Raw genomic sequence first — 13,520 nt, forward strand, 5'->3', positions numbered from 1 at the left:
CTCCAGAAAGGAAAAGTAAGTTACTCCAGGTTATCCTCAATCCTGATGAAAACGGTTTTTTCACAGATGATGTCAAGCCGGTCGATCTCATCCAGAGCTGCCTGTACGGCTCCTTCGCGTGCCTCATGGGTCTTGATGACGATCGGGACAGGTGTCGAGTCGACGTCCTGGTGGGCGCTCTGGAACATGGATTCAATGCTGATGCCGTGGGTTCCGAGGGAGCCGGCGATAGACGCCAGAACACCCGGCTTGTCCAGGGCGCTGAAGCGCAGCATGTATTTACTGGCAATATCGGCCATCGGCTTGAGCGGGATCGTTTTGATCTCTCCATCCAGGAAGCCGAGCGGTGCCATTCTGCGACCTGCTCCGGCCTGCATGGTGCGGGCCAGGCCGATCAAATCGCCCACAATGGCGCTGGCGGTCGGATTCTGGCCGGCGCCGCGTCCGTAGAACATGACCGGTCCGACAAAGTCGCCGGTCAGGCGGATGGCATTGAAGACACCGTTCACCTCTGACAACGGGTTGTGCAGTGGGATCATGGTGGGGTGAACGCGGGCCTCGACCTGCCCGTCAGACAGTTTACCGATGGCCAGCAATTTGATGCGGTAACCGAAATCATTGGCAAACTTGACATCCAGCCCGCAGATGCGTGAGATCCCCTCGGTGTAGATGCTGTTAAAGTCGATCTTTGTTCCGAAGCAGAGTGAAATCAGAATAGCCAGTTTGTGGGCGGTATCGACCCCCTCGATATCAAAGGTCGGATCAGGCTCGGCATAGCCCAGTTCCTGAGCGGCCTTGAGCACATCCGTAAAATCGGCACCCTCCTGGGTCATTCGGGTCAGGATATAGTTGCAGGTGCCGTTCATGATGCCGATCACGCTGCCGAAATTGTTGGCAGCCATATTGCCCTTGATGGCCGTCAGAACAGGTATGCCGCCGCCAACAGCCGCCTCGAACTGCACCTCGACCCCTTTGCGGGCTGCCGCTGCATAGATTTCCGCGCCATGCAGGGCCAGGAGCGCCTTGTTGGCGGTGACGATATGCTTGCCTTTTTCGATGGCCTTCAGCACGAAGGTTTTGGCCGGCTCATAGCCGCCGATCAGTTCGATGACGACCGAGATTTCCGGATCATCAAAGATGTCATTCACATCGCTGGTGAGAACGCCGGGGGGGACCGTTACACCACGGTCACTGGTGATGTCCAGATCGGCTATCCTGCTCAGAACGATACCGGTACCGACTTTTCCGCGGATAACAGCGGCATTTTCCTGTAGCAGTCTGACCACACCTGCACCGATGTTGCCGAATCCTATGAGACCAACCTTGATATCGCTCATTGCTCCTCGCTTGCATCTTCAGTTTTTGGGCACGCTACTATTTCATCCAGGATGCCGTTGACAAACGCGGGTGACTCCTTGTCACCGAATTTGCGGGCAATCTCGATAGCCTCATTGATACTGACCTTCTTGGGTATGTCGCTGCGAAACATCAGCTCAAAGGTCGCTACGCGCATGACATTCAGATCCACCAGCGGCATCCTGGCCAGAGCCCAGTTTTTGGAGCGGGCCTTTATGGCCGCATCGATGATGTCACGTTTTTCCTGGACACCCTGGACCAGCAGCTCGGCAAATTCCCTTACGCGGTTCAGCGTTTCCGTCTGCTCTTCGCGAAAGGTCTGCAGGGTTTCCCGCAGCCCGACGGACGGATTTGCATCCAGGGCATACAGCATTTGCAGTGCCAGTTCACGGGATTCTCTACGCAGCCCCATTATTTCATGGCCTTCAGCAGATTGGCGGTTTCGATGGCAGTTACGGCAGCCTCAAAACCTTTGTTGCCGGCCTTGGTCCCGGCCCTTTCCACAGCCTGCTCGATGGTGTCAGTGGTAAGCACGCCAAAGGCGATCGGGACACCGCTCTCCAGGGATACGGACGCCACTCCCTTGGAAACCTCGGAAGCGACAAAATCAAAATGCGGTGTCGAACCTCGAATAACGGCACCCAGGCAGATGATGGCGTGATATTTCCCGCTTTCCACCATCTTCTTGGCAGCCAGCGGAATCTCGAAGGCGCCCGGCACGCGGGCTACATGAATGTTTTTGTCATCACCACCATGGCGGACCAGGGCATCAACAGCGCCTTCCAGCAGGCGCTCACAGATGAAGCTGTTGAATCGGCTGACGACGATGCCGAATGTAAGACCCTTGGCATCCAGTTTTCCTTCGAAAAAATGTGGCATGACGAACCTCCTGAAATATGTCCTGACCCGGAAAACGGGGTACGTGTTTCAAAAAAATAGTTCTACAGGTGCGCCTGAATTCATTTTTTAACGCACTAAAAGAAATCGGAATAGTAGCATAATTTTTGGCGATGGGGAGAAAAAAGTGTATCCAGGACCTGTCTAACGGCTATCGAAGATGCAGTTTCCGCTGTAGTCCGCCAGGAGAAAGTCCGGATCCAAATCAGGGGCATGAAGACCCGCAGCATGACGGGCGTGTTCCAGTACAAGTTCGAACAGCTGCGGATCAAAACTGCTGGCGATGGCAATTTCCCGAGCAGTGTTGGCAGCGGAGATAGCGGCAAGTATGGGCTCGGAAAGCCCCCCTTTTTGTCCCCATTCCAGAAGATGATGCAGGTCCAGATCCGAAGCGGCCGCATGGGTGTTTTCGTGCCCGCAGGCAATCTTGAGCAGTTTGGCAAACTGGCAGGCAATGATCGGATGATGGTAGCCCCGCTTTTGGCAGGCCCGCAGTGCATACGCGATGTGGTCGCCCATCATGATGTAGGCCTCTTCTGGTAAAGACACGTGACAAGGGTCGAGGGGCACGGGTGTAGGGTCAAGTGGCAAAATTGGATCAATGCAGTTTTTCTTGCCCCCTGACCCCTGACCCTTGACCCTTAAAAAATTCTGAGCCGCCATCTCGCTGGTCCTGCCGGTTGAAAGCACGACCGTCTCGCAACCGCAGGCTTTGGCAACGTCCAGTGCCGCGTCAAGAGTGTCAGTCCAGGCCTTGGCAGAAATCGGGCGGACAATACCGGTTGTTCCGAGGATGGAGAGGCCGCCGATGATGCCGAGGCGGGCATTGAGGGTTTTCTTGGCCCGTTCTTCTCCGTCCGGGATGGAAATGACAATGCTGAAGTGTGAATTTTGAATGTTGACCGTTGACAGAACACTGCCGACCGACTGTTCGATCATCCGGCGCGGAACAGGGTTGATGGCCCATTCGCCGGGTGCTGCCGCCAGACCCGGTTTGGTGACGCGGCCGATCCCCTTGCCGCCGGAGATGACGATGTGGCGGATGGGACGGGCTTCGACTCCGCTCAGCCTGCAGGCTGTTCCCTGCGCGGAGTCGAAGGGGAGAAAAGAAACCTGTGCATGTACTTCGGCCCCATTGGTCACGTCCGGGTCGTCTCCGGCATCCTTGATCACAAAACAGGAGGCCGATTCCGCTGAAAGTATCTGCCCGGACAATGAAAATGTGGCGGAACTCCCTCCGGGGAGTTCAATGGTCACTTCATTGACGGTTATCTGGTGCACCAGCATCAGCGTAGCACCTTTGGCTGCGGCCGCTGCGCAGGCACCGGTGGTAAAGCCGGTCCTCAAGGGAGTTGCAGGATGTCGTGTCATTTTTGTGCGGCGGCCAGTATGGCCAGTGCATTTACAACTGCTGCAGCCACGTTGGAGCCTCCTTTGCGACCGATGTTGGTGATGAAGGGAATCCCATGATTCGCCTGTGCCAATGCATTCTTGCTTTCTTCGGCGCCGACAAAGCCGACCGGCAGGCCGATGATCAGTGCTGGGTGTGCCGTGCCTTCAGCTGTCAGTCGCAATAACTCGAACAGTGCTGTCGGGGCATTGCCGATAACAAAGATACGATTGTCAGGGTTGCCGGCAGCCTTGCGCATCGCAGCAACAGAGCGGGTAATCCCTTCCCGCACAGCCAATTCGGCCACATCAGCATCGGCCACATGGCAGGTGACCACACTACCAAATGGTGACAGGCGGGCCTTGCTGATGCCGGACAGTGCCATGGTGGTATCGGTGACGATGCCGGTTCCGCTTCTCAAGGCTTCAATCGCCTGAATGATGGCCCCATCGGACATGACCATTGATTGAACATATTCGAAATCGGCGCTGGTGTGGACGGCGCGGCGTACGATCTGCCATTCAGCAGCCGGCCAGTCGTGGTCGCCCGCTTCCAGGTCAATGATCCGAAACGATTCGGCCTCGATCTCTTCAGGTTTCATGATCAACGACTCCATCAGCGCCACCCCAGTTTGTCGAGAGCCTCTCCGATCCGTTCGGCTTCAATCTCGGCCAGTTTGCGGTGAGCCCCCAGGTGTCCGCCCATCTCCATGATCAGATCGGGGTGCCGCTTTTTGGCCTCTTCGATCTCCTCGGGCAGGTCATGCTGTACATGGGCCCCCATGAAGAGGAAATAGGGCATCAGCAGGATGCGCTCGGCACCCTTTGCCACGCAGGCGTCGATGCCGCTCTGGATGTTGGGGTTGTGCAGCTCGCGAAATGAGACCTCGACGATATCGAAACCGGTCATTTCCTGTACCATTGCTGCCACTTCACGGGCGGCATCATTGGCCTCGGCAATGCGGCTGCCGTGGGCCATCATCAGAATTGCAGTTTTCATGGATCCTCACAAATTGAAATATAGACAACACATTGATAATCAGTTTTTAAACAGACAGATGAGTTCATTCTTTGTTCGCTTACTGCGGCAAACATTATTCCGGTCGATTCAGCAGCGTGCCAGGTCCCTCCGCATCAAGAGTCATCACTTGCTCCCATTGCCCTGAAAGAGGGTTCTCGACCGAAACATCGCCCAGTCGCTCCAGCAGACCTGCTATGATTTGCCAGGCGGGCAGCACGTCTCCGCCCGGCGTATCATGACGATGTGCCCGGGGGGGATGCCCGGCCGGATCGAGTCCCCGGATCGGCAGACCCGGCTGCATGATTTGCTTGAAACGTTGGGCGCGCCCTTCGTTGTTGATGAAGGTGCCCTCCTGTTCCACCCAGGCGCAACTCGGCAGGGCCACCGCGGCGCGGGCCAGCAGTCCGGTCGGTAGCCAGTCCGCGGCTCCGATAACGGTAATGTCATCCGGCAGGTTGTCGGGCAGGTCGGCTTCAAAGACCAGAATCCCCTTGACCCGTTTGTCGGCGATGGCTTGGCCAAGCGGCACGGCAGCGTGCTCAGCGGCCAGCAGGGCGCAGCCAAAGGTGTTGGGACCATCCAGGATGAAGGCAAGTTTTGTGGAACTGGTCGCTGCCGCTTGCATCACACCTGACGATATGCAACGGGTGCCGCAGATGGTCACCGGACTTTTGGCTCCCGCCAGCGGCACGTCTGACAGAGACGCGGCTGAAACAGATTCGAACAGACCCTGCTGTGCAGCATCATTTGCGAAATGACTTCCGACCAGAAACACCCGTGCCCCGTTGCGCCAGGCCTGACGGACGGCCAGTGCCATCATGGGGGCTTCCTCCAGCAGGTCGCATGCCATGATTACGACCAGATCGGCGTGGCGCACATCCTCCTGGGAGGCGCTGTTTACTGCAGAACGTAGTGCAAGCGCTGCCCCTGCCGCTCCTGCCTGACCCGGGGTGTTGAAATAACTGAGCGTTCCCGCGCCAAGTCGCTCTTTCAGACGGGCGGCCATAATGTTGCCTTCCAGGGACATGCGCGGCGAGCCGACAATTGCCAGGGCATCGGGGCCATGCAGTTCCAGAAACCCGCTGATCCGTTCCGTCAGCGCATCCAGAGCGATATCCATTGCTACAGATTCACCGTCCACCAGCGCCTGTCGCGGCCGGTCCGGGGCATTGACAACGGCATTGGAAAACCTGCCCCGATCGCAGATGAACCAGCCGTTGACCCGGTCGTTCCTACGGGCGGTGACCTTGAGCAGTTCCCGGTAGCGGGCCATGGGGACGGTGTTGCACCCCAGGGAACAGCCGGGGCAGACCGAGGGGGCCATGTCGTAATCCCAGTAGCGGGCGCGAAAACGGGCGGTCTTGTCGGTGAAGACGCCGGTCGGGCAGATATCGACCAGATTGCCGGAAAAGGGGGATTCCAGCTGTCCGTCCTGCTGGCGTCCGAAGTAGACGTTGGCCGCCCGGCCGGTGACGCCGAAATCCGTGCCTCCGGCATACTCCTGATAAAAGCGAACACAGCGGTAGCACTGGATGCAGCGGTTCATCTCATGCTCGATCTGATTTCCCAGGTACTGGTTGACATGGGTCCGCTTTTTGCCGTCGTAACGGCGGATGCCGTGTCCGCCTGCGATTGTGAAATCCTGCAGCTGGCACTCGCCCCCCTCGTCGCAGACCGGGCAGTCGTGGGGGTGATTGATCATCAGCCATTCGATCACGCTTTTGCGCAAAGCCAGTGCTTCCCCGTCAGTAGTCGAGACCACCATGCCGTCCTGGGCCGGCAGCATGCAGGACATCTGGAGCCCCTTGACCGGGCCGTCCAGCAGCTTTACGGCGCAGACCCGGCAGGCTCCGGCCTTGCCCAGGGCCGGGTGCCAGCAGAAGTGCGGGATGGTGATGCCGATACTGCGGGCCGCCTCCAATACATTGGTTCCGTCGGGCACCTCTACCGCTATGTTGTCGATGATCAGTTTCGGCATGGATCACATCTTCCTAAACGGGCATGCTTGGCTGGAAATATGTTCCTGAAGTTCATCCCCAAAATGCCGCAGCAGACCGTCGACCGGTCCCATGGCGCCGGGGGCCAGGGCGCAGAAGGCGAAATTCAGGTGATTGACGTGCTCGTGCAGGATGCCGATGTCTTCGGGCTTGCCCTGTCCGGCCTCGATCCGTTTCAGGATGTGCTGTACAAAGGGCAGACCCTCGCGGCAGGGGGTACACCAGCCGCAGGATTCCCGGGCATAGAAGCGGATCAGGTTAAGGGTGGCCGCCACCATGCAGGTGTTTTGGTCGAAAACGATAATACCGCCTGTGCCCAGACGTGAGCCGGCCTTGGCCACCGGATCGAAATCCATGGGGACCTGCCAGTGTTCCTTCGTAAAATAGGGGGTCGAGGCACCGCCGGGGATACAGGCCTTGAAGCTGCTGCCGTCCCGCATGCCGCCGCAGGAACCGTCGATGATCTCGCCCAGCGGCATACCCAGCGGCAATTCGAAACAGTCTGGGACCCGCACATGGCCGCTGATGCAGAACAGTTTGGTGCCGGCCGCTTCGGGTGTGGCAGCCTGTGCCCGCCACCAGGCCGGGCCATTGGCTATGATGGCCGGGATATTGGCCAGGGTCTCCACATTGTTGACCACGGTCGGCTGGCCCCACAACCCTTTGACGGCAGGGAAGGGGGGCTTGGCACGGGGATTGGCCCGTCTTCCCTCCAATGCATTCATCAGGGCGGTTTCTTCGCCGCAGATGTAACGTCCGGCCGACTGGTGCAGTTCAAGTTTGAGGCTGAAGCCGGAGTTGAGTATGGCGTCGCCCAACAGCCCGGCCTGGCGCGCCTGGGCAATGCCTCGTTGCAGATTTTCGGCAGCCTGTTCGTAGCCGCGACGGATAAAGATGAAGGCATGCTCGACACCCAGCGCATAACTGGCCAGAGCCATGCCCTCGATCAGCAGGAAGGGGTTTTTTTCCAGCAGCACACGGTCCTTATAGGTGCCAGGCTCCATTTCATCACTGTTGCAGATCAGATAACGCGGGCCGGGCAGATCGCGGGGCACGAACGACCATTTCCTTCCGGTAGGGAAGCCGGCTCCGCCGCGACCGCGCAGTCCGGAATCGATGGTCGCCTGCTGCACCTCAGCGGGCGACATGTCCGCCAGAGCCGTGCGCAGGGCAGAAAATCCGCCTTCGCGGCAGTATTCGTCAAAGGTCACCGTCCGGTCGGGCCGGTTATGCTTGAACAGGATTTGTTCCATGAAATGAACGTATCGGGGGGCAGATCGCATGCCCCCCGACGAGGGGGTTACTTCTTGAAGGTTTTGATGATGTAGTCGGCCAGCTGCTTTGCATCGGCGTCTGAAATGGCCTTGGCGTCAAATGTCGGCATGCCGCCGCCCCCCTTGCGGATCTTGCTGACGATCTTTTTGGAATCCTTCATGCCCTTGAGGGTCTCGCTGGGTTTGATGATATTGCCGCCGTCCGGGTGGCAGGAAGCGCATTTAGCCTTGAATATCGCCTCTCCGCCTGCAGATGCAGCAGCTGCGGCCGAAACAAGCATAGCCGTGGAAAGCACCAACGTTGCCAGAATTATTCCTTTGTTCATAGCATGTCTCCTCATTGTGTGTAGTTACCTTCCATTGGAAGGTTTGTCAGGTAATTCAGCATACTGTTTACATCATAACGTTTCAGGCGGAGCATAACATTACACGTGCTGTAAAACAAGCATCTGCCCGGGAGCATGTCAGATCGCTGCAGTGGCCAAACCTGCGGCAGCTTCTTCTCCGATTCCGCCGAAGCTGTCATGTATAACCGCTGAACGGTGCAGGGCCGAACGAATATTGGGCAGGATGTTCCGGGCACCAATGATGCGCGGCAGTTTGGAGGTAATGATGAAGCGCTTGGGTTGTCCGCGCGTGCCGCACAGCAGCAGCGTCCGGCCGGATTCATGCAGCTTTTCATGAAACTGTTCAATGGCATACAGGCCGGTGGCATCGATGGCGGTCATGTAGCGCATGCGCAGGATTACGATCGGCTGCAGATCATCGATCTGATATGACAGTTGGCTCAATTTTTCAGCTGCACCGAACAGCAACGGTCCCTGGATGTGGAAGATGCTGATATATGCAGGAATATTGAGGTCCTGGACGATATGGTCCTTGGCGCTTTCGATGGCCTCGCTGGTCAGGGGGGCAACCACGGTGGTTCGCGAAACCTGATAGATGTACAGCAGGGCCGCCAGCATCATGCCGACCTCGACGGCGATGGTCAGGTCGGCCACCACTGTCAGTACAAAGGTGATCAGCCAGACGGAGATCTCTTTGCGGTTAAGCCGCAGGATCATGGGGATCTCGCGCCATTCTCCCATGTTGTAGGCCACTACGAACAGCACCGCCGCCAGAGTGGCCAGCGGGATAAAGCGTGCCAAGGGGGCGGCGAACAGGATGATGGCAAGCAGCGTCAGGGCGTGGATCATGCCCGAGAAGGGTGAACGGGCCCCGGAGCGGATATTGGTGGCTGTGCGGGCGATGGCGCCGGTGACCGGGATGCCGCCGAACAGCGGCACGGTCAGGTTGGCAATCCCCTGGGCCACCAGCTCCACGTTGGAGTTGTGACGGTCGTTGCTCATGGAGTCGGCCACCACGGCCGACAGCAGGCTCTCGATGGCCGCCAGCAGGGCTACGGTCAGTGCTGATGGCAGCAGCGGCATGATCAGGTCCATGCGGAAGGCGGGCATCTGGAAATCGGGCAGCCCGGTGGGGATGCCGCCGAATTTGCTGCCGATGGTTTCCACCGGAATGCCCAGCAGGCCAACGCAGGCGGTTGCCCCCAGCAGGGCGATGATCGAGCCGGGAATCCGCTTGGTGATCCGTGGCACCAGCAGGATCACTGCCAGTGATGCCAGAGCGATGGCGAAGGCCAGATAATCTGCACTGTTCAGGTTTTCTGCGATGAAGCGCATGCGTTCAATGAACTCGCTGGGAACCTTGCCGGCCACCCGCAAGCCCAGGAAATCCTTGATCTGGGTCGAGGCGATCAGGACGGCGATGCCGTTGGTAAACCCGATGATGACCGGACGCGGGATGAATTTGACCGCGTTGCCCAGTCCGGTCAGACCGAGAAAGACCAGGATGGCGCCGGCCATCATGGTGACCATCAGCAGGCCGGACAGACCATGTTTGGCGACAATGGCGGCGATCACCACCACGAAGGCCCCGGTTGGGCCGCCGATCTGGGTCTTCGAGCCGCCCAGGGCCGAGATCAGGAAGCCGGCGATAATGGCGGTATAGATACCGGCCTGGGGCGTGACCCCGGACGAGATACCGAAGGCCATGGCCAGCGGCAGGGCCACCAGGCCGACGGTGATGCCGCTGGTCATGTCGGCGGCCAGGTCGGCGCGGCGGTAGTTTTTGAGGCATTCAATCGACTTCGGCAGCCATTGGGATAAAAGTGATGGTTTCAAGCTGGTTCTCTTTTCAGGAAAAATTGAATGTATCTGAGGATCAATTCTGCTTACCATAGCACTACGGACGCGGACAGGCAAGTAGCCGCTGCAAGGAAATAACTTAAGAGGGAGTGTTGCGCAATTCTGTCAACAGGGCTGCGGCCCCTTCGAGGGAGAGCGGGCCGAACTGGCGTTCGCCGACCATCACGGCCGGTGCCTTGCCGCAGTTGCCCAGGCAGCAGCAGGGGAGCAGGGTAAAGCTGCCGTCGGTGGTGGTGCTGCCGACCTCGATCCCCAGCAACTCCTTGAATCGCTCAATCAGGGTTTCACCCCCCATGGACCAGCAGGAGATGGAATCACAGACGTGGATGATATGCCGCCCCACCGGGCGGCGGTAGATCATCTCGTAGAAGGTGGCCAGCTCTTCCACCTGGAGTGGTGAAAGGCCTAGAATATCGGCCGCTTCCTGCACGGCCTCGTCGGTCAGCCAGCCGTAGTGGCGCTGCAGTTCCTTCATCACGTCAACCGCTGCTTCACGATTGGTGACGGCACCTGCTACGCGTTGATTCAGTTCATTTCGGAGGGTGTCGGGGATCATGGGGGCATTATAGTTGCTTTACATGGGGTGGCAAGTGAATTTCTGGTGTCAGTAAGGCTGGAAACAACATTAGCCACAGAGGGCACAGAGTTCTCAGAGAAAAACAAACCGACTTTCTGAATTTTATTCTCTGTGTTCTCTGTGGCTAATTGTTTTTAGATGTTCTTTATTTTACGACCAGTTTCCCCTCCGCCAGATCAACTCGTAAGGTTCCACCCTCCTTGACATTGCCGCCGATGATCGCCCGTGCCACGCGGGTCTCCAGCTCCCGCTGCAGGAAACGCTTGAGCGGACGGGCGCCGTAGAGCGGGTCGTAACCGGATCGGGCGATGAAACGCATGGCTTCGCTGGAAATTTCCAGTGTTATGCGCTGGTCTTTCAGGCGCTGCTTGAGCTGTTCCGCCAGCAGGTCGGCAATCCGGATGACCTCGTCCAGGTGCAGCGGCTTGAACAGCACAATGTCGTCCACCCGGTTGAGAAATTCGGGGCGGAAGCTCCCCTTCAGTTCGCTCATCACGGCAATGCGGGCACTTTCGCGGATGTCACCGTCCGGGGTGATCCCCTCCAGCAGGTGCGGGGCGCCGATGTTGGAGGTCATGATGATGACCGTGTTCTTGAAGTTGACCGTGCGGCCATGGCTGTCGGTCACGCGGCCGTCGTCCAGGATCTGCAGCAGGATGTTGAAGACATCCGGGTGGGCCTTCTCGATCTCGTCGAACAGCAGCACACAATACGGTTTGCGCCGGACCGCCTCGGTCAGCTGCCCCCCTTCCTCGTAACCCACGTAGCCGGGGGGCGCCCCGATCAGGCGCGACACGGCAAACTTTTCCATATACTCGGACATGTCGATGCGGATTATATTTTCTTCCGAGTCGAACAGCGCCTCGGCTAGGGTCCGGGCCAGCTCGGTCTTGCCGACGCCGGTCGGACCCAGGAAGATAAAGGAGCCGATCGGGCGTTTGGGGTCCTTGATGCCGGAGCGGGCCCGCAGCACGGCGTCTGAAACCAGCTGCACGGCCTCGTCCTGCCCGACCACCCGCTGGTGCAGGATGTCCTCCAGCCGCAGCAGTTTCTCCCGTTCTCCCTCCACCAGTCGTGTAACCGGGATGCCGGTCCAGTGGGCGACGATCTCGGCGATCTCGTCCTCGGTCACCTCCTCGCGCAGCAGTTTCTGGCCCCCCTGTTTTTCACCCAGACTGGCCTCCTCGTGTTTGAGGGCGGTCTCCAGGCCGGGCAGTTCGGAATATTTCAGTTTGGAGGCCTGCTCCAGGTTGCTGGCGCGCTCGGCCTGTTCGATATCCCGGCGGGTCTTTTCGATCTGTTCACGCAGTCCCTGCACCCGCTGGATGGCGCATTTCTCTGAATCGTACTGGGCCCGCATGGCATTGGCCTTTTCCCGGTCATCGGCCAGATCACGGCGCAACGCCTCCAGGCGTTCGCGGCTTCCCGGGTCTTTTTCCTTCTTGAGGGCCACCTCCTCGATCTCCAGCTGCATCACCCGCCGGCTGATGGTGTCCAGCTCGGACGGCAGGGAGTCGATCTCGGTGCGCAGCATGGCGCAGGCCTCGTCCACCAGGTCAATGGCCTTGTCCGGCAGGAAACGCTCGGTGATATAACGGTTGGAGAGGGTGGCGGCCGCCACCAGGGCGGCATCCTGGATCTTGATGCCGTGGTGCACCTCGAAGCGCTCGCGCAGGCCGCGCAGAATCGAGACCGTGTCCTCCACAGTGGGCTGCTCCACCAGTACCGGCTGGAAACGTCGCTCCAGTGCCGGGTCTTTCTCGATGTGCTGGCGGTACTCATCCAGGGTTGTGGCGCCGATGCAGTGCAGTTCGCCCCGGGCCAGCATCGGTTTGAGCATGTTGCCCGCATCCATGGAGCCCTCGGCCTTGCCGGCGCCGACGATGGTGTGCAGTTCGTCGATAAAGAGGATGATGCGCCCCTCGGCCTCCTTGATCTCGTTCAGGACCGCCTTGAGGCGCTCCTCGAACTCGCCGCGATACTTGGCCCCGGCCACCAGTGCGCCCATGTCCAGGGCAAAGACGGTCTTGTCCTTGAGCCCTTCCGGTACGTCGCCGCGCACGATGCGCTGGGCCAGCCCTTCCACGATGGCAGTCTTGCCGACCCCCGGCTCGCCGATCAGCACCGGGTTGTTCTTGGTTTTGCGTGACAGGACGCGAATCACCCGGCGTACCTCCTCGTCACGGCCGATGACCGGATCCAGCTTGCCGCTTTGCGCCATTTTAACCAGATCCCGACCATATTTTTCCAGGGCCTCGTAGCTGGCTTCCGGATTGCTGGAGGTGACCCGCTGATTGCCGCGCACATCGGTCAGGGTCTTGAGGAATTTTTCCTTGTCGATGCCGGCCTGTTTGAGCAGCTTGCCGGAAGGGGTCTTGTCCCCTTCGCCCAGCATGGCCATAAAGAGGTGTTCGACCGAGACGTATTCGTCTTTGAGGCGCTTGGCTTCCTGCTCGGCCGCCACCAGGATGCGGTTGAGGCGCTGGGAAACGTAGATTTTGCCCGGTTCGGCGCCCGGACCGGATACGTGCGGCCGCCGGTTCAGTTCCTCTTCAACAGCTTGCTTGAGTGCTTCCGGGCGCAGGTCCATGCGCTGCAGCAGGCGCGGCACAAGCCCATCGACCTGATCGAGCAGCGCCCACATCAGGTGTTCGCCGTCCACCTCCACGTGCCCCTGGGTGACGGCCTTGTTCTGTGCCTCGGCAAAGGCTTCCTGCGATTTCTGGGTCAGTTTGTTGAAGTCCATGGTGTTCTTCTTCCCTTACACGTAATCACATATACCGGCTATAGAAGAGTTAATCA

12 protein-coding genes are annotated in these 13,520 nt (G+C 59.0%); all 12 read right to left on the bottom strand.

The genetic code is table 11. The annotated features are described in order from the left end of the window. Positions 1 to 20: 20 nt before the first annotated feature. Positions 21 to 1,337, bottom strand: coding sequence for a homoserine dehydrogenase (locus ACOCF6_RS19735; RefSeq protein ID WP_482462032.1), 1,317 nt, complete (start codon positions 1,335 to 1,337; stop codon positions 21 to 23). Beyond that, positions 1,334 to 1,768 (bottom strand): transcription antitermination factor NusB, encoded by a 435-nt coding sequence (gene nusB / locus ACOCF6_RS19740; RefSeq protein WP_482462033.1) that lies wholly within the window; start codon positions 1,766 to 1,768, stop codon positions 1,334 to 1,336. Before nusB ends, ACOCF6_RS19735 begins: the two co-directional genes overlap by 4 nt. Beyond that, a complete protein-coding gene (gene ribH, locus ACOCF6_RS19745) occupies positions 1,768 to 2,235 on the bottom strand; it encodes a 6,7-dimethyl-8-ribityllumazine synthase (RefSeq protein ID WP_482462034.1) in 468 nt (155 codons plus the stop codon). Before ribH ends, nusB begins: the two co-directional genes overlap by 1 nt. A gap of 162 nt (positions 2,236 to 2,397) precedes the next feature. Further along, positions 2,398 to 3,624 (bottom strand): cobalt-precorrin-5B (C(1))-methyltransferase CbiD, encoded by a 1,227-nt coding sequence (gene cbiD, locus ACOCF6_RS19750; protein ID WP_482462035.1) that lies wholly within the window; start codon positions 3,622 to 3,624, stop codon positions 2,398 to 2,400. After that, complete coding sequence (locus ACOCF6_RS19755) at positions 3,621 to 4,244, bottom strand: precorrin-8X methylmutase (protein ID WP_482462036.1); 624 nt, start codon at positions 4,242 to 4,244, stop codon at positions 3,621 to 3,623. The genes cbiD and ACOCF6_RS19755 overlap by 4 nt, the downstream gene beginning before the upstream one ends. 14 nt (positions 4,245 to 4,258) lie before the next feature. After that, positions 4,259 to 4,642 (bottom strand): sirohydrochlorin chelatase, encoded by a 384-nt coding sequence (locus ACOCF6_RS19760; protein WP_482462037.1) that lies wholly within the window; start codon positions 4,640 to 4,642, stop codon positions 4,259 to 4,261. A 94-nt stretch (positions 4,643 to 4,736) separates the two neighbouring features. Beyond that, complete coding sequence (nuoG, locus tag ACOCF6_RS19765; RefSeq protein WP_482462038.1) at positions 4,737 to 6,641, bottom strand: NADH-quinone oxidoreductase subunit NuoG; 1,905 nt, start codon at positions 6,639 to 6,641, stop codon at positions 4,737 to 4,739. A gap of 3 nt (positions 6,642 to 6,644) precedes the next feature. Further along, positions 6,645 to 7,913 carry an NADH-quinone oxidoreductase subunit NuoF gene (gene nuoF, locus ACOCF6_RS19770; protein ID WP_482462039.1) on the bottom strand — a complete coding sequence of 423 codons (1,269 nt, stop codon included), beginning with the start codon at positions 7,911 to 7,913 and terminating at the stop codon, positions 6,645 to 6,647. Positions 7,914 to 7,960: 47 nt separating this feature from the next. Next, entirely contained in the window at positions 7,961 to 8,260 is a 300-nt protein-coding gene (locus tag ACOCF6_RS19775; RefSeq protein ID WP_482462040.1) for a c-type cytochrome, read from the bottom strand. A 138-nt stretch (positions 8,261 to 8,398) separates the two neighbouring features. After that, the gene (locus tag ACOCF6_RS19780; protein ID WP_482462041.1) at positions 8,399 to 10,117 is read right to left on the bottom strand and encodes a SulP family inorganic anion transporter; all 1,719 of its coding nucleotides are present in this window, start codon (positions 10,115 to 10,117) and stop codon (positions 8,399 to 8,401) included. 103 nt (positions 10,118 to 10,220) lie between these two features. After that, the gene (gene nuoE, locus ACOCF6_RS19785; RefSeq protein WP_482462042.1) at positions 10,221 to 10,697 is read right to left on the bottom strand and encodes an NADH-quinone oxidoreductase subunit NuoE; all 477 of its coding nucleotides are present in this window, start codon (positions 10,695 to 10,697) and stop codon (positions 10,221 to 10,223) included. Between the two features lie 166 nt (positions 10,698 to 10,863). After that, complete coding sequence (gene clpB / locus ACOCF6_RS19790) at positions 10,864 to 13,464, bottom strand: ATP-dependent chaperone ClpB (protein ID WP_482462043.1); 2,601 nt, start codon at positions 13,462 to 13,464, stop codon at positions 10,864 to 10,866. Positions 13,465 to 13,520 lie beyond the last annotated feature (56 nt).

It is taken from the genome of Geobacter psychrophilus, from assembly GCF_056821595.1.